This window comes from Nonomuraea sp. NPDC050394, assembly GCF_044459065.1.
In the GTDB taxonomy this organism is placed as follows: domain Bacteria; phylum Actinomycetota; class Actinomycetes; order Streptosporangiales; family Streptosporangiaceae; genus Nonomuraea.
Window position 1 is genome coordinate 277031 of the sequence record NZ_JBITIO010000001.1, and the last position, 23857, is coordinate 300887.

18 protein-coding genes are annotated in these 23857 nt (G+C 71.1%); 11 read left to right on the forward strand and 7 right to left on the reverse strand.

Annotated elements, in window-relative coordinates; translation table 11 throughout:
* Window positions 1-6: 6 nt before the first annotated feature.
* Complete coding sequence (locus ACIBKY_RS01530) at window positions 7-861, reverse strand: haloalkane dehalogenase (RefSeq protein WP_397093563.1); 855 nt, start codon at window positions 859-861, stop codon at window positions 7-9.
* A gap of 82 nt (window positions 862-943) precedes the next feature.
* Between ACIBKY_RS01530 and ACIBKY_RS01535 the strand changes: the two genes are divergently transcribed.
* Window positions 944-1375, forward strand: a complete 432-nt coding sequence (locus tag ACIBKY_RS01535) for a MarR family winged helix-turn-helix transcriptional regulator (protein WP_397093564.1) — start codon at window positions 944-946, stop codon at window positions 1373-1375.
* Here ACIBKY_RS01535 and ACIBKY_RS01540 read toward each other — a convergent pair.
* Window positions 1353-2729, reverse strand: coding sequence for an MFS transporter (locus tag ACIBKY_RS01540; RefSeq protein ID WP_397093566.1), 1377 nt, complete (start codon window positions 2727-2729; stop codon window positions 1353-1355). The two genes, ACIBKY_RS01535 and ACIBKY_RS01540, sit on opposite strands and share 23 nt — an antisense overlap.
* Before the next feature lie 77 nt (window positions 2730-2806).
* On the opposite strand from ACIBKY_RS01540, the gene ACIBKY_RS01545 reads away from it, so the two are divergent.
* Complete coding sequence (locus tag ACIBKY_RS01545) at window positions 2807-3277, forward strand: winged helix-turn-helix transcriptional regulator (RefSeq protein ID WP_397093568.1); 471 nt, start codon at window positions 2807-2809, stop codon at window positions 3275-3277.
* Here the strand turns inward: ACIBKY_RS01545 and ACIBKY_RS01550 are convergent.
* Both ACIBKY_RS01550 and ACIBKY_RS01555 read right to left on the reverse strand, forming a co-directional pair.
* Window positions 3202-4569, reverse strand: coding sequence for a hypothetical protein (locus tag ACIBKY_RS01550; RefSeq protein WP_397093569.1), 1368 nt, complete (start codon window positions 4567-4569; stop codon window positions 3202-3204). The genes ACIBKY_RS01545 and ACIBKY_RS01550 overlap by 76 nt on opposite strands.
* A 51-nt stretch (window positions 4570-4620) precedes the next feature.
* Window positions 4621-5307, reverse strand: coding sequence for a polysaccharide deacetylase family protein (locus ACIBKY_RS01555; RefSeq protein ID WP_397093570.1), 687 nt, complete (start codon window positions 5305-5307; stop codon window positions 4621-4623).
* A 170-nt stretch (window positions 5308-5477) separates the two neighbouring features.
* Between ACIBKY_RS01555 and ACIBKY_RS01560 the strand changes: the two genes are divergently transcribed.
* The 9 genes from ACIBKY_RS01560 to ACIBKY_RS01600 all read left to right on the forward strand — a co-directional run bounded on the left by ACIBKY_RS01560 (window position 5478) and on the right by ACIBKY_RS01600 (window position 19357).
* Window positions 5478-7439: an arabinofuranosyltransferase gene (locus tag ACIBKY_RS01560; RefSeq protein WP_397093572.1), complete on the forward strand. Its 1962-nt coding sequence runs from the start codon at window positions 5478-5480 to the stop codon at window positions 7437-7439.
* 16 nt (window positions 7440-7455) lie between these two features.
* Window positions 7456-8193 carry a glycosyltransferase family 2 protein gene (locus ACIBKY_RS01565; protein ID WP_397093574.1) on the forward strand — a complete coding sequence of 246 codons (738 nt, stop codon included), beginning with the start codon at window positions 7456-7458 and terminating at the stop codon, window positions 8191-8193.
* On the forward strand, window positions 8190-8528 hold the full coding sequence (locus tag ACIBKY_RS01570) for a DUF2304 domain-containing protein (RefSeq protein WP_397093576.1): 339 nt from the start codon (window positions 8190-8192) through the stop codon (window positions 8526-8528). Before ACIBKY_RS01565 ends, ACIBKY_RS01570 begins: the two co-directional genes overlap by 4 nt.
* 2 nt (window positions 8529-8530) lie before the next feature.
* A complete protein-coding gene (locus ACIBKY_RS01575; RefSeq protein ID WP_397093578.1) occupies window positions 8531-8956 on the forward strand; it encodes a GtrA family protein in 426 nt (141 codons plus the stop codon).
* On the forward strand, window positions 8919-10379 hold the full coding sequence (locus ACIBKY_RS01580; RefSeq protein WP_397093579.1) for a hypothetical protein: 1461 nt from the start codon (window positions 8919-8921) through the stop codon (window positions 10377-10379). The genes ACIBKY_RS01575 and ACIBKY_RS01580 overlap by 38 nt, the downstream gene beginning before the upstream one ends.
* 100 nt (window positions 10380-10479) lie before the next feature.
* Window positions 10480-13854 carry a CDP-glycerol glycerophosphotransferase family protein gene (locus tag ACIBKY_RS01585; RefSeq protein ID WP_397093580.1) on the forward strand — a complete coding sequence of 1125 codons (3375 nt, stop codon included), beginning with the start codon at window positions 10480-10482 and terminating at the stop codon, window positions 13852-13854.
* Window positions 13855-13935: 81 nt separating this feature from the next.
* Window positions 13936-17376, forward strand: coding sequence for a CDP-glycerol glycerophosphotransferase family protein (locus ACIBKY_RS01590; RefSeq protein ID WP_397093582.1), 3441 nt, complete (start codon window positions 13936-13938; stop codon window positions 17374-17376).
* 121 nt (window positions 17377-17497) lie between these two features.
* Entirely contained in the window at window positions 17498-18292 is a 795-nt protein-coding gene (locus ACIBKY_RS01595; protein WP_397093584.1) for a CDP-alcohol phosphatidyltransferase family protein, read from the forward strand.
* A gap of 21 nt (window positions 18293-18313) precedes the next feature.
* Window positions 18314-19357: a sulfotransferase family protein gene (locus ACIBKY_RS01600; RefSeq protein WP_397093586.1), complete on the forward strand. Its 1044-nt coding sequence runs from the start codon at window positions 18314-18316 to the stop codon at window positions 19355-19357.
* Between the two features lie 41 nt (window positions 19358-19398).
* On the opposite strand, the gene ACIBKY_RS01605 is transcribed toward ACIBKY_RS01600, so the two are convergent.
* The 3 genes from ACIBKY_RS01605 to ACIBKY_RS01615 form a co-directional block, all read right to left on the reverse strand.
* Window positions 19399-19989 carry a Uma2 family endonuclease gene (locus tag ACIBKY_RS01605; protein WP_397093588.1) on the reverse strand — a complete coding sequence of 197 codons (591 nt, stop codon included), beginning with the start codon at window positions 19987-19989 and terminating at the stop codon, window positions 19399-19401.
* 62 nt (window positions 19990-20051) lie between these two features.
* On the reverse strand, window positions 20052-21113 hold the full coding sequence (locus tag ACIBKY_RS01610; protein ID WP_397093589.1) for a glycosyltransferase: 1062 nt from the start codon (window positions 21111-21113) through the stop codon (window positions 20052-20054).
* Entirely contained in the window at window positions 21110-23779 is a 2670-nt protein-coding gene (locus ACIBKY_RS01615; RefSeq protein ID WP_397093590.1) for a CDP-glycerol glycerophosphotransferase family protein, read from the reverse strand. The genes ACIBKY_RS01610 and ACIBKY_RS01615 overlap by 4 nt, the downstream gene beginning before the upstream one ends.
* Window positions 23780-23857: the final 78 nt, after the last annotated feature.

Consider the following 23857-nt stretch of genomic DNA (forward strand, 5'->3'; position numbering starts at 1 on the left):
GGAGACTCAGCGGAGCTGGTTGCGGTCGGCCCAGGCGGCGATCGCCGCCGCGATCCGCTCCGGCTGGTCTTCCGCGGCGTGGTGGCCCGCGGCGCCGGCGTACTCGACCTCAAGCGCCGCCACCGCGGACCTGCTCCACTCGGCCACCTCGGGCGTGATGAGCAGGACGGGCGAGCCGTCGAAGGTGAGCAGGAGCTTGGGGGTCTCGTGGCTGGCCGCGAGCCACTTTCCGTAGTGGGCCATGCGGTCGGCCACGTCGGCGGGTTCGCCGTCCAGCGGGATGGACCGGGCCCAGGCCAGGATCGGGCGGCGGCTCTCGGGGGTGGGGAACGGCGCGAGGTAGGCCGCCTTCTCCTCCTCGCTCACGGGGGTGAGTACGCCGCCGGTGTAGGCGGTCTGGATGAAGTAGTCGGTGCTCAGCACCAGTTCTTCACCCTTGGGGGAGCGGATGGCCTCGGAGCGGGCGCGTGGGCCTTCGCCCAGGTCGGCCCAGGACAGGGGGCGCATGAAGGTTTCGAAGACGGCGACGCCGCGTACCTTGCCGGGGTGGCGGGCGGCCCGGTCGAAGGCGAGTGCGCCGCCCCAGTCGTGGCCGACGAGTACCACGTCGTCCAGGCCGAGCGCGTCGAACCAGGCGTCCAGGTAGCGCGCGTGGTCGGCGAAGGTGTAGCCGATGTCGGGCTTGCCCGAGCGGCCCATGCCGATCAGGTCGGGCGCCAGCAACCGGCCCTCGCCGACCAGCGGGAGCACCTTGCGCCACATGTGGGAGGAGGCGGGGTTGCCGTGGAGGAAGACGATCGGGGTGCCGGAGCCGATCTCTTCGTAGTGGATGGTCGAGCCGAGAATCTCGATGGTGGGCATCGCGTACTCCGTTAGTCAGATAAACGTTAGTGGCACGAACGAAATTACATCGTTAGTGCCACTAACGCAATAGCCTTGGCGCATGGAGAAGACCCCGGCCCGCCTCAGAAGGGTGCCGAGCAGACTGCTGGGCCTCGCCGCAGCCCAAGCCGACCGGGTGGTGACCTCCAGGTTCGCCGAGCTGGGCGCCCGCAAATGGCACTACAGCGCCCTTGTCGCCCTGCACGACTCCGGGCCGGCCAGCCAGGCCGAGCTGAGCGACAGGACCGGGATCTACCGCAGCGACCTGGTCGCCGTCATCAACGAGCTGGCCGGGCGTGGGCTGGTGGAGCGGACGCCGGACCCGGATGACCGGCGGCGCAACGTCATCTCGCTGACGGAGGCGGGGCGGGAGCAGTTCGTCCGGCTGGAGGCCGCGCTCGCCGCCACGCACGAGGAACTGCTCGCACCGCTGACCGAGGCCGAGCGCGAGCAGCTCATCGACCTGCTGGTCAAGCTTGTGTTCTCGCCGTGACCCGCGCCGCCGTCCGCCTGCCGGGCAGCATCGCGATCGCCGCCAGCAGGCCCACCGCGGCGATCGCCGCCGAAGCCATGATCGCCGCCTGGTATCCAGAGGTCAGCGCCTCCGGTGATGGGGCGGGGCCGGAGACGGTGGTGGCCAGGGAGACGAGGGCGGCGACGCCGATGGAGATGCCCACCTGCGGGGTCACGTTGAACAGGCCGGAGGCCAGCCCCGCCTCCTCCGGCGTGGCCTCCGCCGTGGCGGCGATCGTGACGGCCACCACCAGCAGGCCGAAGCCGATGCCGGTCAGCAGTTCGGGGGCGAGGAGGGTTCCGAGGAAGGTGCTGCTGGGGGTGATGCGGAGGTACGCGACGGCTCCTGCGGTGATCAGCGCCATGCCGGTGACGGCGGTGGCGCGGATGCCGAATCGGCTGACGAATCGGCCGCCCACGGTCGAGGCGGTCAGGGCGATCGCCACGGAGATGGCGACGACCGACAGGCCGGCTTCGGTGGCGGAGTAGCCGAGGACGTACTGCGTGTAGAGGGTGAGGATGACGAACAACGGCTGGGCGGCGGCGGCCACCAGGAACATGATCGTGTTGCCGGCGCGCAGCAACGGCCTGCGGAAGATCGAGAGCGGCATCAGCGGGTTCTTGGAGCGCGACTCGATGACCAGGAACAGCGCCAGGAGAACGACGGCCAGGCCGCCCAGGGGCAGCGACGACTCCACGACGGCGTACATGAGCAGGCCGAGGCCGGCCGTCGAGGTGATCGCGCCGAAGACGTCGAAGCCGCGGGCGCCGGAGGGCGCGACGTGGGGGAGCAGGCTCAGAGCGAGGACGGCGACGACCACGCCCACCGGGACGTTGACGTAGAAGACCGAACGCCAGCCGAGCCAGTCGGTCAGCACGCCGCCGAGCACGACGCCGGCCGAGGCGCCCACGCCGCCGACCGCGCCCCACAGGCCCATGGCCCGGTCGCGGTCGGCGTCGCCGTCGAAGATGGTCATCACCAGCGACAGCGCGGCGGGCGCGACGAGGGCCGCGGCCATCCCCTGTACGGCCCGCATCGCCACGACCAGCACCCCGCCGGAGGCGAGCCCGCCGAGCAACGAGGCGAACGCGAACAACAACATCCCGGCGACGAACACCCGCCGCCGGCCGAAGAAGTCGGAAAGGCGCCCGCCGAGCAGCAGCAGGCCGCCGAACACGAGTGAGTAGGCCGTGTGCACCCACGACAACTGCTCCTGGCCCATGCGCAGATCCTGGCCGAGGAGCGGCAGCGCGATGCCGACGATGGTGGAGTCAAGGATGAGGACGAACTGGGTGGTGGTGAGGAGGGCGAGGGCTGTCCACTTGTTCTTCACGATGCTTCCTTAGGGAACGACTTGTAACAGTGGACATCGTGTGTGACCATCAAGGTCCGACGGAAGAAGGCACTTTCATGTCCCAGGGGAACACCGCTGTACCAGGCCAGCTCAAGACGCTGGCGGACGCTCAGGCGCTCATCGACTCGGGCCAGTGCCCGATCCCGCCCCGCGAGATCCTCGACCGGATCGCCGGCAAGTGGGCGATCCAGATCATCGTGGTCGCCTCACGGGGCCCGGTCCGGTTCACGGAACTGGAGCGCACGGTCGAGGGCGTCAGCCGGCGCATGCTGACGCTGACCCTGCGCAACCTGGAGCGTGACGGCATGCTGGAGCGCACGGTGTATCCGACGGTGCCGCCGAAGGTGGAGTACCAGACCACGCCGATGGCGCTGGAGCTGTATGAGGCGCTGCTGACGGTGACCAACTGGTCGCGCAAGCACAGCGCCTGCGTCGCGCGGGCGCGCGAGGACTACGACCGGCGCCTGAACGAAGAGGCCAGCAGCGGCAGCACCATGACGCCGACGAAGATCGGCGTGGCCATGTAGCGGAAGTCCTGGGCGGAGATGTTGGCCAGGATGGCCAGTTGCTGGCCGAGGACGATGGCGGCGACGCCGAGCACGTACCGGTTGCGCAGCGACCAGGCGGCCAGCGCGAGCGCGAGGTAGGACAGGTACGACCAGAGCGCGCCGCGCCACAGCATCCAGTCGACGGCCTTGTTCAGCGTGACGTCCAGCCAGGTGCCGGCCAGCGTGTTCAGGCCCTGGTTGAGCGGGCGCAGGGTGAAGACCTCGCGGCCCCGGTAGTCGGGCACCTGGTCCTCGCCGATGTAGGAGTCGGCGTTGGGGCGGCGGGAGAAGCGGTAGGTGTCGCCGCCGGTCTCCTCGTCGTCGGCCCAGAGCTGCCAGGCGATCGCGCCTCTGCACAGGCGGGTGTCCACGACCAGGCCGGGCTCCTTGACCAGCAGCCGCTTCCACAGGTCGAGCAGTTCTGTGGCGTGCGCGTCGGCCTGCGCCCAGCTGAAGTCGCCGCGCCAGATCAGCGGGTTGATCGTGTGGCAGGTGCCGCCCTTGTCCCAGCGCTTGAGCGGCGCGATCGTGGCGAGCATGGCCCGGTCACTGTTGTCGAACAGGTCGGGACGCTCGTGGAAGGCGACCGCGATGTCGCCGAAGGCGGTGTGGTAGACGTACGTCTTGCTCGGCGCCGAGATCCCGATCAGCGGGAAGATCAGGTTGCTGAGCAGCAGGGGGATGGCGGCCGCCGCGGTGCCGAGCAGCGCCAGCCGTACCCTCAGAAGGGGGACGACGAGCAGGAGCGCGGCCACGGCGATCGCCACGACCAGGAAGCCGTTGGCGCGGAAGAGGCCCAGCAGCGTGAACAGGGCCGACAGCGCGGCCAGGCGGCCGTTGGTGAGGTCGCGGTCGGCGGCCACGCGCGCGCAGACGCCCGCGATCGCGACCGCGCAGATCGTGAACGGCACGTCCTTCCACAGCGCGACGGAGAACGCGCCGAGCGGCGGCAGGAACGCCAGCAGGATCGCCATGGCGTTGGTCCAGCGCGGCGGCGCCCCGAGCGCGATCAGCGCCCGCGCGAGGAACGTGAGCGTGAGGGCCGTCGCGGTCGTCTGCAGCAGCGTCACCGCGCCGAGATCGCCGGTGAGGCTCATGCTGAGCCACAGCACGGAGTCGTAGAGGACCGAGTGGTCGCTGATCCACGGTCCGGCCAGGGTGTGGCTCAGGTAGAGGACCGAGTCACGGCTGAACAGGCCGGGGTAGAAGGCCGCCCACCAGCAGAGCAGCACGATCTGGATGGGCAGGAACGTGGAACGGAGAACGCGCATGAGTCCTGAGGCCGGGGAGGGTGCACCTTGGGGGCAAACCCTACCCGTCCGTTACGGATATACCATTCCCGGCGCCAGTTTCTTGCCGCCGGCCAGCTGGGGCACGGTGACGAGCGTGTAGCCGCGCTTCTTGAGCTCCTTGATGATCTCCGGCATCGCCCGCACGGTCTGCGGGACGGTCTCGTGCATCAGGATGACCCCGTCACGCTTGGCCAGCCGCAGCACCGCCGCCTTGATCTTCTTGACGTCGCGCGACTGCCAGTCGAGCGTGGTGCCGGTCCACATGACCTGTGACATGCCCTCCTGCGCGGCCAGCTCCACGATGCGCTCGTCGGTGTGCCCGTACGGCGGGCGGAACATCTTCGGCGTGATCCCCGCCACCCGCTCGACGATCTCCTGCGTGAGCCGCAGCTCGGTCGTGACCTGCTCGTCCATGAGCGAGGGCAGCGACGGGTGCCCGTAGGTGTGGTTGCCGATCGCGTGCCCGTCCGCGACGGTCTTCTTCAGTACGGCAGGCCGCCGCTCCACCTGCTTGCCCATGACGAAGAAGGTCGCCTTGACCTTCGCCTTCTTGAGCACCTTGAGCAGCTCGGGCGTCGTCTTGCCCGGTCCGTCGTCGAATGTCAGGGCCAGGCACTTGGCCTTCGCGCAGTTGACCTTCGCCGCCTGCGCGGGGATCGCCGGAAGGATCGTTCCCGCCACGAGTACCGCCAGCACCGCCACTCCACGCCCGACCACCGGGCACCACCTCCCCTTCACGAACCCCCGGCAAGTGTGGCATATCCCCGATATCAACCTTTTGTATCGTGCGACGGAATCACGGCCAGGGGAATTGATTGCCCCAGCATTGGTATGTCGGGAGGTCAATCCGCCGCGCACCGGCGCCGATCGGCGAGAGGGTCGAGGGCGTGCGCCTGCTCACTCCTCGCATCCTGCCGGTCGCAACCGCCGCGGAGCCCGCGGTCCGGGCAGGGAGGGCGGCGCTGGTCGCCTTCGGCGTCTACATCGTGCTCCTGCCACCGGCGCTCCTGGTGCCCGGCCTGGCCGGCGCCGACCCGTTCACGCTGCGCGGCACCCTGTTCCCGCTGGCCGTGGGCTTCATGCTGGCCGTACCGCTGCTCGCGGTGGCGCTGATGTGGCGCCGCCCGGCCGTCTACGACGTGGCCGCCGCCGCGTTCGCCGCGTGGACGGCGCTGGCCATGCGCGTGGCCCTGAACGGCACGCCGTTCGGCTTCGACGGACTGTCCGGCGACATGGCCAGGATGGCCTCGATGGCCACCAGGTTCAGCGTGGTCGCGGCCAGCAGCGACGGCATCGTGGAGGGCGTCGCCGCCGAGTACCCGCCGCTCTACCCCTGGCTGATCGGCCGCGCCGCCGCGCTCACCGGCATCCCCGCCTGGCAACTGCTGGCGGAGGCGGAGATCGTCTGGACCTCGGCCGCCGTCGTCGCCGCCTACGCCCTGTGGCGCCGCACCACCACCGCCCCCGTCGCGCTGGCGCTCGCCGTCTTCAGCCTGGTGGCGTTCTCCTACCCGTGGAAGGCCTACGAGGTCTTCGCGCTGGCCGTCTTCATCCCCTGGGCGCTCGGCACGCTGGCCGCCCGCCCCGGCGGGCGGATGCACTGGCTCGGCTCGGGGTTGCTGCTCGGCCTCATCGTCCAGCTCTACCTGGGCTTCTTCCTGTACGGCATAGCCGGCCTGCTGGCCCTGGTCGTCTACGCCTTCTGGCAGAGCGCCGACCGGTGGGGCCTGCTGTGGTACTTCACCAGGGTCGTGTCCATCGGACTGGCCGTCTCGGCCTGGTACGTGGCGCCGTACCTGGTCACTCTGGCCACGACCGGCGGCCAGAACGTCGCGGACCTGTACGCGACGCCGGCCGTCGCCGCCTCCTCCTTCCCGTTCATGCAACCCTCCTTCCTGGGCGCGGTCGAGGCCGCCGGCCTGGTCGGCGCGGTCGTGCTGCGCAACCGGAGCTGGTGGGGCCTGCCGATGGCGCTGCTCATCGCCGGCACCTACGCCTACCAGGGCGCCTACGCCGTCGGCTTCGTGTTCACCGGGCACACCGGGATGGCGCACCACTCCATGCACCTGCTGCACGGCCTGCTGCTCGCCTCCGGCGTGCTCTCGCTGACCTGGCTCGTGCCGAAGCTGCCGGTGAAGCCATGGGCGCAGGTCGCGCTGGCCGTCTGCGTCGTCTGGTCGGGCAGCTACCTGTGGCGCGCCTGGTCGCCGGTGCCGGTGGGCTCGGCCGCCGCCTCGCACGCCGCGGGGGTACACGCCGCGAGGGCGCACGCCGAGCCGCTGCCCGACGGCAGAATGCCCGCCACCGGCGCGGCCGGGCAGGAGGAACTGCGCCAGCTCGGCGCGGCGCGGCCCTGGGCCTTCCCCGTCGCCGAGATCCGCCGCGCCGTCCGCGAGCACTACGGCCCGCACGTGCGCCCGCGCACGCTGGCCGTCGACGAACGCCTCTACTCCTACCTGCCCTGGCCCGGCTACCTGCCCGTGGTCAGGACCGCCGCCCTCAGCGTCGTGCGCTGGGACGACAGGTACGCCGAGCTCCAGCGGCTGGCCGCCATCACCGACCCGGAGCGGTTCGCCGCGGCCACGCGGGCGAGCAGGTTCGGCGGGATCGACGTCTTCGTGCTGTGGGCGCGCAAGGCCGCCTGGACGTGGCGGCCCGTGCTGGCCGACGGCAGCACGGCGCAGTTCTCCCCGGTCCAGTTCTCGCCACGGCACTTCGCGATCGTGCGCGACCTGCCCGGCGGGATCGTCGTCGCGATCAGGCTGCCCGATCGTCAAGTCTCGGCAAGGAGTGAACCAGGACCCTGCCGAGGCGCAGCGTGTGCGGCCCTGGACGCCCATGCTTCCTGACAGGGAGGGGGAAGCGATGCGGGTACTGATCATCATTCCTGCGTACAACGAGGAACAGTCGATCCGGCTGGTCATCGACGAGCTGGAACGGGCCTGCGGCTACGCCGACATCCTGGTCGTGGACGACGGGTCAGCGGACTCCACCGCGGCGCTGGCCGAGGCGGCCGGCGTGGCCGTGCTCCGCCTTCCCTACAACCTCGGCGTCGGCGGCGCCATGCGCGCGGGCTACCGCTACGCGCTGGACCGCGGCTACGACGTGGCGCTTCAGGTCGACGCCGACGGCCAGCACGACACGCGCTACATCGGCAAGCTGGTCGCCGCCGTGGAGTCGGCGGACATCGTGATCGGATCGCGCTTCGCGGGGGCGGGCACGTACACGAGCGCGAAGTTCGCCAGGCGCCTGGCGATGCGGCTGCTGGCCATGGTCGTCTCGGGCCTGGCCAGGACCAGGCTGACCGACGTGACCAGCGGCTTCAGGGCCGCCAACCGGAAGGCGATGGCGATCTTCGCCGTCCACTACCCGGTGGAGTACCTGGGCGACACCGTGGAGTCGCTCGTCATCGCGGTCCGCAGCGGCTGCGTGATCAGGCAGATCCCGGTCAAGATGCGGCCCCGCGAGTACGGCACGGCCAGCCAGTCGAGCCTTCGCGCGCTCGTCTACCTGGTCAGGGCCGGGGTGGCGCTGGGCCTGGCGCTGATCAGGCGCTGGGAGCCGGTCTCCGCGGCCGAGGTTCCGGAGAGGGCCGGAGTATGAGCGTCTACATGCTGGGCCTGGTCGGCGCCGTCGTCACGGTCTCGATCGTCTTCGAGATGCTGCGCCGCAGGAAACTGCGCGAGAAGTACGCCACGTTCTGGGTGCTGCTCGCCGGGGTGATCGTGGTGATCGCGTTGTTCCCCGAGGTGCTGGCCGGGGCCGCCGCGATGCTCGGCGTGCAGGTGCCGGCGAACCTGCTGTTCTTCCTCGGCAGCCTCGTGCTGCTGGGAGTGAACGTGCAGCTCAGCTCGGAGCTCGGCCGCCTTGAGGAGCGTACGCGGACGCTGGCCGAAGAGGTCGCCCTGCTGCGGCTGTCCAGCCGCGAGCACCGCTGAGCATGACCACGCTCAGGAGCCTGCTGCGCTTCCTGCTGGTCGGCGGGCTGAGCTACGCCGTCGACCTCGGCGCCCTGTACCTGCTGCACAGCGTCCTGACCGTCGGCCTGGCCCCGGCCACCCTCCTGGCGTTCCTGCTGGCGCTCGTCGTCAACTTCGCACTCAACCGGTCGGTGTCCTTCGCCGCCGCCCCCGGCCGGATGCGCCGCCAGTTTCTGCGTTACTGCACGCTGTGCGCCGTCAACTACGGTCTCACCCTGGTCGGCGTGCTCGGGCTGGTCGAGCTCGGCACGCACTACCTGGTCGCGAAGACCGCCATGGTCGGCGTGGGCGTGGCCGTCAATTTCGTCCTCTGCCGCTACTGGGTCTTCCCCGCGGTGAGCCATCGGAGTGAGCGACCTGACTACCATCCAAGCGTCCCCGTCTGAGCGGACCGCGATCGCGGCGAAGCCGTCCAGGATCGACCGGCTGCCCGCCCTCGTCTTCACCGGCTGCCTGGCCGTCTACGTGCTGTGGTGGGCGGCCTTCTACCCCGGCCTGATGAGCTGGGACTCCATCACCTACGTGTGGCAGGTGACGACCGGCAACTGGCGCGCCGACCACTCGGTCCTCTACGACGCGCTCGTGTGGCTGTCGCTGGCCGCGACCGGCGACCTGGCCGCGCTCACCCTCGTTCAGGCCGCCGCCGCCGCGCTCACGCTGGCCGTGCTCGCGTGCGTGGTGCGCGACTTCGGCGTCCCGTGGGCGTGGTGCCTGGCCGCCGCCCTCGCGGTGGCCGCGCTGCCCGCCACCGGCACGTTCGTGGTCACGGTGTGGAAGGACGTGCCGTTCGCGCTGGTCCTCGTCCTCATGACGGCGACGCTGGGCCGCCTGGCGCTGCGCCGCCGCTCGTGGCCGCTGATCGTCGCGCTGGGCGTGGAAGTTCTGGTGCTGTGCCTGCTGCGCAACAACGGCTTCCTGTTCGCCGCCATCGCGATCGCCCTCGCCGTCATTCTGCTTCCTGGTACGCGGGCACGGCTGGCCGGCGCCGCCGCCGTCCCCCTGGCGACGGTCTACCTGGTCACCGCCCACGCCTACCCCGCCATGAGCGTGGACCCGGTCCGCCCCTGGCTGAGCTACGCCACGGCCTACTCCGACATCGCGGTCACCTACGCCCGCCGTCCCGCCGCCTTCCAGGAACGCGACCTGACGCTGATGGCGCGGATCGCGCCCCTGGAACACTGGAAGTCCAACGCCAACTGCCTCAACGCCGACACCACCCTGCGCTCCGGCTTCGACGTCGCCCGCGCCGACCGGCTCTACAAGAAGCTCGTCGGCCTGTGGGTGCGGCTGATCAAGCGCGCCCCCGACGTGGTCACCGCCGCCCGGCTCTGCCGCGGCTCGGTGGCCTGGGTGGCCTTCCCCGCCCAGCCGGGCGAGCGCGTGCTCGTCGGCCTGCCCAACGTCCCAGAAGACCTGTACGGCTGGCGCGCCTCCGGCCAGACGATGGCGGCCAGCCCGTACCGGCCGATCCTTGCCACGCGCCCGCTCTCGCAGACGCTGCACGACGCCGCGGTCTTCGTCAGGGGCCTGTCGCTGACCGAGCAGTTCGAGTGGCTGCTGTGGCGTGGCGCGACCTGGTGCTACCTGGTCTACGCCGCGGCGGCCGCGCTGGCCTGGGCCGGACGGCGGCAGGCGGCGCTCGTGCTGGCGGTGGTCGTGGCGGGGCACCAGCTCGCGGTGACGGCGGCCATCCCGGCGCAGCTGTTCAGGTACATGGCCGCGCCCATCATGATCGGGATCATGCTGCTGCCGATCCTGGTGGCGGTGCTGTCCAAGCGGCTGCGGAGACCGGCCGGCGAAGGTCAATAGATCGCCTGGTTTTCCCCTGCTCCCCACCAAGCGACCCGGTGATCGTGTCGCTTCTGGTCATGCTGACATGCGGTTTTCACGTCGATCGGGAGGAAGCTTCGTGACGCCTGCGCTCAGCGTCGTCGTACCGTTCCACAACGTCGAGCCCTACCTGGAGCACTGCCTGTCCTCGCTGGCGGCCCAGGAGTTCCCGGATCTTGAGGTGATCTGCGTCGACGACGGGTCGAGCGATCTCAGCCCGGTGATCGCCAAGGACTTCGCCGGCCGCGACCGCCGCTTCACACTGCTCCAGCAGCAGCACAGCGGCCCCGGACCGGCCCGCAACGCCGGGATCGCGCTGGCCTCCGGCCGCCTGCTGGCCTTCGCCGACGGCGACGACTACGTGCCGCCGGAGGCGTATGCCACGCTGATCGAGAGCCTGGAACGCACCGGCTCCGACCTGGCCTGCGGGAACGTCTGCTGCTTCGACTCGGTGAGCACGTGGCGCTCGCCGCTGCACGCCGACATGTTCGCCGCGACCGTCGAGCGCACCCACGTCAGCCGCATGCCCGTGCTCATGACCGACAGGACCGTGTGGAACAAGGTCTACCGGCGCGCGTTCTGGGACGCCGCCGAGCTGGCGTTCCCGGCCGGCTACTACGAGGACACGCCGGTCGCGGTGCCCGCGCACGTACTCGCCGACACGGTCGACGTCCTGAACACCGTGGTCTACCACTGGCGCCAGCGCGACTCCGGCACCCGATCGATCACGCAGAGCCGGCGCGAGCGCGGCCATCTGGAGGACCGCGTCTCCACGATCGAGACCATGCGCGACTTCCTGCGCCGCGACCACACGGCGCTGCTGCCGCTCTACGACGAGCACGTGCTGCGGAGCGACCTCGTGCCGTTCCTGAAGGCGTTCGAGTTCACCGACGGCGGCAGCGACGACTACCGCGAGCGCCTCTTCGACCGGCTGGAGCCGCTGCTGGCCGCGATCCCGCGTGACGTCTCCATGTCCCTGCCGTGGCTGGAGCGGCTGGCCTACCACCTGGTGCGTACGCGCGAGGCCGACGAGCTGACCCGGCTGCTCACCGACCGCCGCACGGGCCGGGCGTTCGCCGTCCGGCGGCGCTGGCCCAACTTCTACGTCGACCATCCGCTGCGCCGCAAGGGCGGGGTGCCCGCGCGGCTGTTCCGCGTGCGGCCGGCCGAGGTGACGCTGCTCGCGCAGGCCGACCGGGTCAGCGAGGCGGGCGCGGGATTCCGGGTCGGCGGGCACGCGTACTTCGAAGGGCTCGACGCCGCGGGCTCCAAGATCCGGATGTGGCTGCAGCCCGGTGACGGCCGTCGCGTGGAGGTGCCGGTCCGCAGGGTGAGCAGGCCGGACGTCAGCGAGGCCCACGGCTGCGAGCCCGGCGTCTACGACGACTCGGGCTTCGAGGCCGACCTCGACGTAACCGGCCTCTGGACGCCGGCGAGCCCGGCCACCACCTGGGAGGTCCTGGTGGAGGTGCGCAACGGCCGCGCGCACGCCGAACTGCCGCTGCCCCTGCCCGCCCGCGTGCTGCCCGCCCAGTCGCTCAACCGCTGGCTGTCGCGCTCGGCCAAGGTCGAGACCATCAGGAGCAAGGGCCACCTGGTGGTGCGGGCCAGGGCGGTGCGTGTCGTGGCCGAGTCCTGCGCGGACCTGCCCGGCGGGCTCGAACTGCGGGGCCGCGTCTTCACCGCGGTCCGTGCGGGAGAGCTGACCGCGGCCGACACCACGACCCGGCTGCCGGTGGAATTCCTGCGCGGCAAGGACGGGACCGCCTTCCGCGTCCTCATCCCGCACGACGCCGGATTCTCCGGCGCGGTGTGGCTGGAGAGCGGCAAGGAGCGCTTCAAGATCTTCACCGCCGAGCATTGGGCCGACGGCTCCGGCGCCACCCCCGGCGGTGAGCGCTGGCTGAGCGCCACCCGGACCGGCGCGCTCACCGCGACGAGCAGGGAACGGCGGCCCGCCGTACTGTCCGCCGAGTGGACCGGCGCGCGCTCGCTCACGCTGCGCGGCCACTACCGGGGTACGGCCAGGCCCGCCGGCTTCCGGCTGGAGCGCACCGGCGGCGGTGGGGTCCACGAGCTGCCGGTGACGTGGGAGGGCCAGAACTTCACCGTGGAGCTCGACCCGGCCGCCATGCCGGTCTTCGGGCAGAGCCTTCCGCTGGCTCCGGGAACCTGGCAGCTCACGGCGGCGACCGACGCCGGCCGGGCCGCGATCGGCCTCACCAACAGCGCGTTGCGCGAGGCGGGGGCCGAGATCACCGTGGGCACGCACGACCTGCGTCTGCAGTCGGACGCGGAGGACACGGCCGAGCTTCGGGTCCGCGCCCTCGCGGCCACGGGCAAGGCGGCGCTGCAGCGCGCTCTGGAGAAGGACTATCCGCGCCTGCGCGCCATGCCCACCCTCGACCTGGCCGTCTTCGAGTCCTGGGAGGGCCGCCAGTACTCCGACAACCCCCGCGCGATCTTCGAGGAACTGCGCCGCAGGGGCGACGCGCGGGAGTGCGTCTGGGTCACCGCCGACGGCCGGTTCGAGCCGCCCCCCGGCGTGCGCACGGTGCTCAGCGGCAGCGCCGCGCACGTCGACGCGCTGGCCAGGGCCGCGCTCATCGTCTCCAACGACTGCGCGCCCGAGTGGTTCGTCGCCCGCGAGGGCCAGAAATACGTCCAGACCTGGCACGGGACCCCGCTGAAGACGATCGGGCACGACGCCAGGCGGCACCCGTTCCCCGCCGCCATCGACTACGCCCGGCGCCTGGCCGGCGACGTCGCCAGGTGGGACCTGCTGCTGTCGCCCAGCCCGTACTGCAGCGACATCTTCCGCCGCGCCTTCGGCTACCGGGGCGAGATCGCCGAGGTCGGCCAGCCCCGCAACGACCTGCTGCGCCGCCCGCCCGCCGAGGGCCTGCGCGAACGGCTCGGCATCCCGCCGGGCAAGAAGACCGTCCTGTACGCGCCCACGTGGCGCGACGACGAGATCGGCCGGGGCGACCTGTACCGGATGAACCTCATGCTGGACCTGGCCGAGATGCGCGAAGGGCTGGGCGAGGACCACGTGCTCCTGGTCCGCGCCCACTCCAGGGCCGCGGGCGCCATGCAGCCGCTCGGCGAGCCCGGCTTCGCGATCGACGTCAGCGCCTACCCGGAGATGGCCCACCTGCTGGGCCTGGCCGACGTGTTCGTGACCGACTACTCCGCCGCCCTGTTCGACTTCGCGGTGACCGGCAGGCCCATGGTCTTCTTCGCGCCCGACCTGGCCAACTACCGCGACCACGTACGCGGCCTCTACCTCGACTACGCCACCGGGACGCCTGGCCCGGTCGCCGCCACCACACGGGAACTGGTCGCGGCCGTCAGGGCGGCCGGGATCGGCTACGACGCGGCCTTCCTGGAGAAGTACTGCCCCCTGGACGACGGCCACGCCGCGGCCAGGGCGGTGGACCGGATTCTCGGCTGAGACGCCAAATCTCGGCAACGGGAGCCCCGGCTGATCGCGATGCCGGCGCCACGCCCGGCACGTCCTCAGGATGCTGGATCCATGGGTTGCCCGAAGATCAGTATTGTCGTCCCCTTCTACAACGTGGAGCGATACCTCCGGCCCTGCCTGGAGTCGCTCGCCCGGCAGACGCTGACCGACATCGAGGTCGTCATGGTCGACGACGGCTCGCCCGACGCCAGCGCCGTCATCGCCAAGGAGTACGCCGCCCGCGACCCCCGCTTCCGCCTGATCCAGCAGGAGAACCAGGGGCTCGGGCCGGCGCGCAACACCGGGGCTGGCCAGGCGGGCGGTCAGTACCTCGCCTTCGCCGACAGCGACGACCTCCTGCCGCCCCAGGCCTACGACCTGCTCGTCAGCTCGCTGGAGAGCACCGGCTCCGACCTGGCCTCAGGTGACGTGCGCACGTTCGGCACGACGGGCGTGCACCGCTCGTGGCTGCCACGCGGGTTGTTCCACGCCGACCGCCCCCGCACCCACGTGCGCAGGGACAACCGCCTGCTGTGGGACCGCTCGGCGTGGAACAAGGCGTTCCGCCGGACCTTCTGGGACGCCCACGGCTTCGCCTTCCCCCCGGGCCTGTACGAGGACGTGCCGGTCACCATGCGCGCCCACGTCGCGGCCGGGACCGCCGACGTGGTCAGGGACGTCGTCTACTACTACCGCCAGCGCGACGGGGCCGGCGCGCCCTCCATCACCCAGCGCGACGGCGATCTGGCCAACCTCCGCAGCCGCGTGGGCGGCCTGCACGAGGTGGCCCACTTCTTCGCCGCCGAGGCGCCCGAGCTGAAGAACGCCTTCGACCGGACCGTCCTCATCGGCGACGTCCGGCGGGTGATCGAGGCGCTGCCCGCCGCCTCTCCCGAGGACCGCGCCACGCTGCTGGACCTCGCCACCGGATACCTGAACAAGGTGGACGCGGCCGTCATCGCCGAGCTCGGCCCCGCCCATCGGCTGAAGTTCTCGCTGGCCGCCGACGGTGACCTGGACGCGCTGCTCAGGACGCTGGAGGCCGAGCGCCGGGCAAAGGAACCCTCCGGCATCGTGCGCCGGGGCCTGCTGCGCCGCCGCCTGCTCCACGACCTGCCCGAGGCCGGCGGACGGCTGCCCGAGCGACTCTTGCGCGCCGAGCGCGACCTGTCGCTGCGCGCCAAGGTCGACGCGGCCGCCTGGCACGGCGAGACGCTGCGCATCCGCGGCCACGCCTACATCGAGCGGCTGGAGATGGCCGAGCGCGACGGGCTGCGCGCGTGGCTGCAGGACACCCGTTCCGGCACCCGCGTCACGCTCAAGCTCGCGCGCGAGCGGCGGCCCGACGTCACCACCGCCTCCGGGCAGTCGCACGTCTGCCTCGACTGGGCGGGTTTCACGGCCGAGGTGCCCGCCGGCGTACTGAAGACGGGGGAGCGCTGGGCTCCCGGCACCTGGGAGCTGCGCGTCGCCGTCACCGCCGGGGGACAGGCCAGGGAGGGCCTCGCCGGCCTGTCGCCCGACGTCGCCGAGCGCCGCCCGGCCGCCCGCGCGGTGGGCGAGCGCTGCTGGGTACGCCCGCTGTTCACCGAGGCGGGACGCTTCCAGATCCGGGTCCGCAAGCCGAAGGCGGTCGTCACCGCCTGCCGTCCGACCGAGGACGGGCTGCTCGTCGAAGGCTGGATCAGGCGCCTGGCCAGCGCGGAGCCGCCGGTCCTCGTGGCCACCAGGCGGCGCGACGGGGCCGAGGTGCGCCGCCCGGCCGCCTTCACCCCCGAGGACGAGCGCCACCAGGCCTTCACCGTGACGATCCCCGCCGCCGAGTTCGCCGACCCGCCGAGGAGCCCGCTCGCCGACCCGATGTTGTGGGAGGGCGAGGACAGCCGGTGGAGCCTGTCCTTCGAGGCGGGCGAGGAACAACTCCCGCTCGCCGCCGACGACCTGCCCCCCGTCCGCGTGCGCGCCGGTGAGCAGGAAGCGGTCCTCACCCAGACCGGGTACGGCTCCGCCGACCTCGTCCTGCGCCCCCACCGCCCCGTCCTGGCCGAAGCCCACTGGACGGCCGCCGGCGAACTGGTCGTCACCGGACACCACTTCGGCGGCCCTGCCGGGTTGCGGGCCGGCAGGCGGATCGAGGGCGACGCCCACCCGTTCGAGGTCACCTGGGACGACGGCAGCTTCCGCGCCGTGCTGAACCCGGCCGGGATGCTGCCCGGCGCCTGGGAACTCCTCGACGACCGCGGCGGCCCGGTCGTCACGGACGGGGCCGCGCCCCTGCCCGCCGCCCGGGTGCACGACGACCTGGAGTTCGCGCCGCGCTCGTCCGGCACCGGCGCGCTCCTGCTCAACGTCAGGCAGGCGCTGGCCGACGACGAACGCGGCCGGTACGCCCGCCGCGTGCTGCAGCAGGAGGTCTACCCGGAGCTGCGCCGCGCGCCGGTGCGCGAGTGCGTCGTGTTCGACAGCTGGGAGGGCAAGCAGTGCTCCGACAGCCCGCGGGCCATCTTCGAGGCGCTGGCCGGGAGCGGTCTCGACCTCGTCTGGGTGCGCAGGGAGGGGCGCTTCGCCGTACCGGTGGGGGCGCGGTCCGTGGTGCGTGACAGCAGGGAGCATGTCGAGGCGCTGGCCACGGCCCGCTACATCGTGGCCAACAGCACGCTGCCCGCCTGGTTCCGCAAGCGGCCGGGCCAGGTCTACGCGCAGACCTGGCACGGCACGCCGCTCAAGCGCATCGGGTTCGACATGGAGGCCGTGCTCAGCGTGGAGGGCGCCGCCTACCTGGAGCGATTCGCCGCCGACGTACGCCAGTGGGACCTGCTGATCTCACCCAACGCCTTCAGCACCCCCATCATGCGCAGGGCCTTCCGCTTCGAGGGCGAGGTCGTCGAGAGCGGCTACCCGCGCAACGACGCGCTGCTCGCGCCCGGCGCCGACGAGCGCGGCAGGGCGGTGCGCAGGGCGCTCGGGGTGCCCGACGGCAAGCGGGCCGTCCTCTACGCGCCGACCTGGCGCGACGACGAGCACGCGCACGGCCGCTACCGCTTCGACCTGCGCATCGACCTCGACCGGGCCAGGGCTGAGCTGGGCGGGGACACGGTGCTGCTGGTGCGCGGGCACAGCAACGTCACCGCCGGGATCCCGGCGGGCGACGGGTTCGTGGTGGACGTGACGCGCCACCCCGACGTCGCCGAGCTCTACCTGGCCGCCGACGCGCTGGTCACCGACTACTCCTCGGTGATGTTCGACTTCGCGGTCACCGGCAAGCCCATGGTCTTCTTCACCTACGACCTGGAGCGCTACCGGGACGAGCTGCGCGGGTTCTACTTCGACCTGGAGGCCGGGGCGCCGGGGCCGCTGGTGCGCGACTCCGAGGCGCTGATCGGGGCGCTGGCCGACCTCGACGGCGTCGCGGCCGGGTACGCGGCGGCGTACCGGGGCTTCCGTGAGCGGTTCTGCGAGCTCGACGACGGCGGCGCGACGGCACGCGTGGTGAGCCGGGTCTTCGGCCGCTAGCGCCTTGCCAAGGGGAGGCCCGGGGCCGAGTCCTCCGGGATGGTCAAGAAGCGGCATGGACATCCTCCAGTAGTTCCAGAGAGTAATCGGTTCCCGACCCTGAGTCGCCATGCTGGAATCCATGAGGACCTATTCGCTCGATGACGTCTACGCGACACGCAAGCGGAGAGACTCCTGGTGGACCGTGTACTTCGTGGACCCGGTCGCCTGCCGGGTCGCGCTGACCGTCGCCAACCGCACGAGCATCACACCCAACGCGCTCACGGTCTGCTCGTTGGTCCTCGGCCTGGTGTCGGCGGCCTGCTTCGCGGTTGACGAACTGGCCGCGGGGGCGGTCGTGTTCTACCTCAGCTTCATGATCGACTGCGTCGACGGGAAGATCGCCCGGCTGAAGGGCACGGGGACGCCGTTCGGCCTGTGGCTCGACTACGTGGGGGACCGGGTCCGGGTGGTGTTCTGCGCCACCGGGCTGGCCGTCGGGCAGTACATGCTCACGCACAACGTCGAGTTCATCGTGCTGGGGGCGGCGGTGGCCGTCCTGGACCTGTTCAGGTACGTGAACGCGCCGCAGATGAAGCGAGTCCGTGAGGCGATCAGGGAGGGCATGCCGCCCAAGCCCACGGTTTCCGAGGAGGTTGTCGTCCGGCCCGCGCGCCACCCGTCGTTCATGCGCAGGCTCAACAAGTACCTGGCGCGCAGGCGGGTGCGCTCCCATCTCATCAGCGGAATCGAGTTCCACGCCGCCGTGTTCGTGGTCGCGCCCCTCATCGGAGCGGCGGCGCTCATCCCGGTCTCGGCAGCCGCCAGCGTGCTGCTGCTGGTCAACGAGATCTTCCTGGTGTATCGCATGTGGCTCTTCGCGCGGCGCTTCGCCGTCGTGTCCTCCCAGGAGAGCCGAGAGCACGTTCTCGTCTAAGTTTTCGGGGGTAACGAAGCTATGTCGGATCGGCCGATATTCGTCATCGGGTGTCCACGTTCAGGGACCACGATGCTGCAGCTCATGCTGCATTCGCACCCGCGGATCGCGGTGCCGCCGGAGACCCGCTTCCTGGTACCGGCCTACTACCGGCGCCGCGTTTTCGGGGACCTCCGGGCCGCCTCGGCGCGGCAGGCGCTGGCGCAGTGGATCGCGACCGACAAGAACACCAAGTTCCGCGAGCTGAAGATCGACAAGGACGACTACGTCCAGGAGTCCGCCGACGGGCCCGGCTCGCTCGGCTCGGTCATCGGCACCGCCTTCCGCATGTACGCCGACCGGTTCGGCAAGGCCCGCTGGGGCGACAAGCGGCCCAGCTACGTCAAGCAGGTCGACCTGCTCCTGCGTCTCTTCCCCGACGCCCAGTTCGTCCACCTCATCAGGGACGGCCGCGACTGCGTGTCGTCGCTGAAGGAGATGCCCTGGTACACGCTGGACTCCTTCCACGCCGTCTCCACCTGGGCCGAGGCCATGGACGCCGGGGCCAAGCTGCGCAAGTCGATGCCCGAGGACAGCTACTACGAGCTGCGCTACGAGGACCTCACCGAAGACCCGGCCACCGAGATGAAGAAGCTCTGCCACTTCCTCGAGGAGGACTTCGACCAGGCGATGCTCTCGCCGCGTGAGGCCGCCCAGGTGGCGGTACCCGTCCACAAGGTGTGGCACAGCAACACGCACGGCGAGGTCACCAAGTCCCGCGTCGGCAGCTGGTCCACCCGCCTGGAGGACTGGGAGATCGCGCTGTGCGAGCAGGTGCTCGGCGAGCGCCTGGAGTCCATGGGTTACGAGCTCAGCGGCACCGAGAAGGCGGCCAAGGAGCACGTGCTGGCCTTCCAGAAGACCATGCAGAAGCGCCGGGCCTCGCGCATGCGCAAGGGCATGCGCGACCGCATCAACCGCCTGCGCGAGCCCAGCCCGGTCGCCGCCCTGCTCACCTCGGGCCAGCGCGCCCTGGCCGGCATCCCGCAGCAACGCGCGGAGACCCCACTGACCGAACGCGTCTGACCTTCTCCCCGGTACGGCGGAGCCGCTCCGCCGTACCGGGGTCAGCCGATGGGCGCGATGTCGAGCTGCAACCAGTCGATGTCGAGAACGAACGGCGTCGTCATGCTCAGCGCCAGCCCGCCCATGTCGCGTTGCGTGACTTTGATCTTGCTGTACTCGGTGCCGCAAACCAGAGCGTAGTGCTCTATGGAGACGGCACCCTGATCGTCGAACTGGACGATCAGGTAGTGCGGGATGCCCGCCTTCGCATACTCGGCCGCTTTGTGGACCCGGTCACGGACGATCGAGTGGCGTGACAACACCTCGACAACCACGATGACGTCCTCTGCCCGGAGCCACTCGCCAGGTTCCAGGCATGAGTGCACGACCGCATTCGGCCTCCTGAGGTGGAGCGGGACGTCCCCCAGGATGACCTCGATCTCCGTATTCACGTCCACGCACGGCGCTTTCCGCGGCCGTGACAGCGAGCGGCGGTGCTTCTCGATGCCATTCTCCAGGGCCTCAGCCAGTCGGCGTCCCGTCTTCTGGTGCCCGCGGCTTCGCTGCTCGCGCGCCACCGCAACGCCGTCGACCACCTCGATGTCCCGGCGAGTTTCCTCGTCCAAGGCCAGATAGGCGTCGAGGGTGTCCAACTGTGCGGCGTAGCTTGGTCCAACACTCACCGGCAGCTCCCGCTCATGAACCTGGCGAAAGCTTAGCGGGTCATGTGGGCGAAGAGGGTTTCCCAGCCGTCCAGGACGTGGTCGAGGCGGAAGGCGGCGGCTCTGGCTCGGGCGGCGGCGCCCAGGCGGCGGCGTTCGTCGGGGGCGGACATGAGGTCGGACAGGGCGGAGGCGAACTTCTTCACGTCGCCCGCCGGGACCAGTTCCGGGCCCGCCGAGCGGACGCCGCCGGAGACGTCGAAGGCCACCGAGGGCACCCCGTGCGCGGCCGCCTCCAGCAGGACGACGGGCAGGCCCTCGTGCTCGCTGGTCAGGGCCAGGATGGCGGCGTTCATGTACTCGGCGGGCATCTGCGCCGCCGGCACCCGGCCGCGGAAGACGACGCGGCCGGCGACGCCCTCGCGTTCGGCGTGGGCGCGCAGGCGGGACTCCTCGGCGCCGTCACCCAGCAGGTGGAGTTCCCACCCGGGGTCGCCGGTCCGGGCGAACGCGCTGATCAGGCGGTCGAAGCGCTTGACGCCCTCCAGCCGGCCCACGCCCAGGACCCTGGGGTTGGTCAGCGGAGAGGTCCGCGCCGGCCAGGTGGCCAGCGGGTTGGGCAGCGACCAGGTGTTCGGCAGCAGGGCGTGCTCGGAGAACAGCCAGGCGTCGTCATCGCTCAGGAAGACGGCCTGGTCGAGCTCGGGGTAGTGCCTGCGGATGGAGCCCAGGTGCCAGGAGCCGCGGGCGTGCTCGTACGAGCCGTGGTACTGGCCGATCGGGCGCAGGCGGCGGGGCAGCGTCGGGACCAGGCGGGTGACCACGCCGGGCGAGGTCAGCACGGCGAAGCCGGGCGTCATCGACTCGAAGACGGCGCGCAGCCGGCGGTCGGCGGCCCGGCGGGCCAGGCGGCCCTCGGGTCCCATGGGGCCGCGGCCGACGACGTGCTTGCGGTAGCGCGGCTCGGCCACGTACCGGAAGGGAGTGGTCGCCCGGTGCAGGCCGATGACGTGCACGTCGTGGCCGCGTACGGCCAGGCCCTGCGCCAGCGTGTGGGTGACCTGCTGGATGCCGCCGAGCGTGTCGGCGTCCATGCACGCGAAGACGATGCTCACCGCGTCCCCCAGACCACGGACCGGTCGGTGACGGGCTGCTCCAGCGGCACCGCGAAGAAGTCCTGGACGACCCGGGCCGAGGCGTTGCCACGCTCGTCGGCGCACCACAGCTCGCGGAAGGCCGCGTACTTCTCCGAGAACGACGTGTGCACGGCGGGCAGCGCCCGAAGGCAGGTGATGACGTCCTCGGTGCTGGTCAGGCAGGGCCCGGGGGCGATCGACGGCAGGTCGTGGTAGACGCCGCGCTCGGCCAGGCGGTACTGGTCCCAGTCGTCGATGTAGAACAACATCGGCCGGCCGGTCACCGCGTAGTCGCACATGACGGAGGAGTAGTCGGTCAGCAGTGCGTCCGAGGCCAGCATCAGGTCGTTGATCTCCGGGTAGGAGCCGGCCGGGCGGACGAAGTGGCGTACGTGCTGGGGGACGTGGTAGCGCTCCACCGGGTGGGTGCGCAGGATCATCACCCAGTCGTCGGCCAGCTCTTCCGCCATCGCCTCCAGGTCGACGCGGACGGATTTGCCGCTGTTCTTGGCGGTGTCGCGGTAGGTCGGGGCGTAGAGCAGGATCTTCTTGCCGGGTGGTAGTTCGAGCTCCTCCCAGACCCGGGGCACCGGTTCGCCGCGGACCAGGGCGTCGCAGCGCGGCGTGCCGTACCGCAGGAGGGGGCCGGTGTAGCCGTTGGACGGGACGAAGACCCGCGTGAACTCCGCGCTCGGCGCGATCAGCGCGTCCCAGCGGGCGACGGCGGCCCGCCACTGGTCGCGCGGGCCGGCGAAGTCGGCGCGCAGGTCGGGCGCGTCGAAGCCGATCGACTTGATGCCCTGGCCGTGCCAGGTCTGCAGGTAGCGGGTGCCGCGCGGCTTGGGGTAGTCGAGGGGGAGGCCGTGGCTGTCCACCCAGATGCCCGCGCGGGCCATGATCCAGATGTAGCGCCAGCTCATCCGGCGGACCAGGCCGGCGTCCTCGGGGAAGTTCTTCCTGCCGCGGGCCACCGACCAGACCACCCCGATCGGCAGCTCCCGGCGGCGCAGCTCCTCGTAGATGGCGCGGGGGGAGCCGGTGTAACCCTTGCCGCAGTCGGACTCGAAGAGCGCCAGGTCCTTACGCCGCGGCACGACCTTGATCAGTGCCTTGTAGACGCGCAGCTTCATGGCCGGGGTGCTCACCCGGGACAGGACCTCGCGTTTGATCTTGCCGGCCAGCCTGCGCCGGACCGACGGGGCGGTGACGCGGAGGAAGGCGGACGAGCCCGCGGCCTGGACGGTGTAGCCGTTGAGCGGGATCGGCTCCAGGTTCGGGTCGACCAGCAGCCGGTCGGTGGTGGTGTGGCCGTCGTGCTCGCGGGTGAACCCGATGCGCGGGTCGCCCTTGCCCTCGGGGGTGAAGACGATCTCGCTGACGTAGCCGTCGCCGCTGGGATGCGGGTGGATGGGGAAGCGGTGCCCGCCATAGGTCAGGAAGGCGCTCCATTCGGTGGGCAGCGCGCCGAAAGGGTCGTAGGTGTGGACGGTCATCGCGATCCGGCCGGCGTCCGCGGCGATCTCGGTGACCTCGTGACGCAGCCGCGCGGCGCTGAAGGGCAGTTCGGCCAGGCGCAGACGGGTGATGTCCATGCCGGGGGTGAGCGTGGTGCCCCAGTAGGTGCGGCCCTCGTGCCGGATCGCGGCGCGCGGCGGCGCGGCGGCGCCGGTGAGCGAGCGGACCGCGACGCGCAGGTCGTCGATGCGGTCGTCGATGATCAGGTGGCAGCAGACCCGGGCCATCGGCTCGATCCGGTCGATGACTTCGTGCGGGATCGTCGCCAGGTAGGGGCGGACGACCGCGGCGAACTCCTTGACCCACACCAGGTCGCGGGCGGGCAGCGGATTGAGGTAGACGCGCAGGTCCTGGCGCAGGAAGCGGTGCTGGCGCTCGGGGAGCAGGTCCTCGCGCCCGTGGTCGCGCAGGATCTTGTCGCTGCGCTGGGCGGCGATCATGCGGTGCCGTACGTTGTCCATCTCCTTGATGCTCAGGGAGATGGAGGTGTGTTCCGCCGCGCGGTGCCAGTGGTAGATCACCCAGGGGACGACCGCGAAGCGCCGCGAGGTCGCGTAGAGCTCGGTGGCGAAGACGTGGTCCTCGTAGTGGATGTCCTCGGGGAAGCGCAGCGCGTTGCGGCGCAGGAACGTGACGTCGTAGAGCTTGTTGGTGCTGAAGGAGTCGAGGAACAGCTCGGGGTCCTCGGCGATGCCGTTCACGATCCGGCGGCGGGCGAACAGCCGCGGGTAGTAGCGTTCCAGCCGCCCGCTGGGCTCGTAGTAGCGGGAGATCTGGCCGGAGACGAAGTCGGTGCCGGTGCGTTCGATCTCGGTCAGCAGGCTTTTGCAGGCGTGCCTGGGCAGTTCGTCGTCGCTGTCCAGGAACATGATGTACGGGGCGGAAGCGGCGTCGATGCCGTCGTTGCGCGGGGCCCCGCAGCCGCCGCTGTTGCGTTCGCGCCGCAGGTAGCGCACCCGGGGGTCGGCGCGTTCGAAGGCGCTTATGACCCGCGCGGTCCCGTCGGTGCTGGCGTCGTCGACGACGATCACCTCGATGTCGCGCAGGGTCTGCCTGAGCACGGAGCGCACGGCCCTGGGCACCCGCTCGGCATCGTTGAAGGTGATGATGACAACGGTGCAGTCCGGCATGCCCATCTCCCCCGAGAAGTCGAACACTCGGGTTCAGGCATTCCCCCTCTTCGGGTGATGTGTCCGGACTTGATGGTG

What these genes read in the sequence shown, in the direction of transcription:
- ACIBKY_RS01530 (WP_397093563.1), bottom strand. Translation starts at nt 861, where the DNA reads ATGCCCACCATCGAGATTCTCGGCTCGACCATCCACTACGAAGAGATC.
- ACIBKY_RS01535 (WP_397093564.1), top strand. Translation starts at nt 944, where the DNA reads ATGGAGAAGACCCCGGCCCGCCTCAGAAGGGTGCCGAGCAGACTGCTG.
- ACIBKY_RS01545 (WP_397093568.1), top strand. Translation starts at nt 2,807, where the DNA reads ATGTCCCAGGGGAACACCGCTGTACCAGGCCAGCTCAAGACGCTGGCG.
- ACIBKY_RS01550 (WP_397093569.1), bottom strand. Translation starts at nt 4,569, where the DNA reads ATGCGCGTTCTCCGTTCCACGTTCCTGCCCATCCAGATCGTGCTGCTC.
- ACIBKY_RS01565 (WP_397093574.1), top strand. Translation starts at nt 7,456, where the DNA reads ATGCGGGTACTGATCATCATTCCTGCGTACAACGAGGAACAGTCGATC.
- ACIBKY_RS01570 (WP_397093576.1), top strand. Translation starts at nt 8,190, where the DNA reads ATGAGCGTCTACATGCTGGGCCTGGTCGGCGCCGTCGTCACGGTCTCG.
- ACIBKY_RS01575 (WP_397093578.1), top strand. Translation starts at nt 8,531, where the DNA reads ATGACCACGCTCAGGAGCCTGCTGCGCTTCCTGCTGGTCGGCGGGCTG.
- ACIBKY_RS01590 (WP_397093582.1), top strand. Translation starts at nt 13,936, where the DNA reads ATGGGTTGCCCGAAGATCAGTATTGTCGTCCCCTTCTACAACGTGGAG.
- ACIBKY_RS01595 (WP_397093584.1), top strand. Translation starts at nt 17,498, where the DNA reads ATGAGGACCTATTCGCTCGATGACGTCTACGCGACACGCAAGCGGAGA.
- ACIBKY_RS01600 (WP_397093586.1), top strand. Translation starts at nt 18,314, where the DNA reads ATGTCGGATCGGCCGATATTCGTCATCGGGTGTCCACGTTCAGGGACC.
- ACIBKY_RS01615 (WP_397093590.1), bottom strand. Translation starts at nt 23,779, where the DNA reads ATGCCGGACTGCACCGTTGTCATCATCACCTTCAACGATGCCGAGCGG.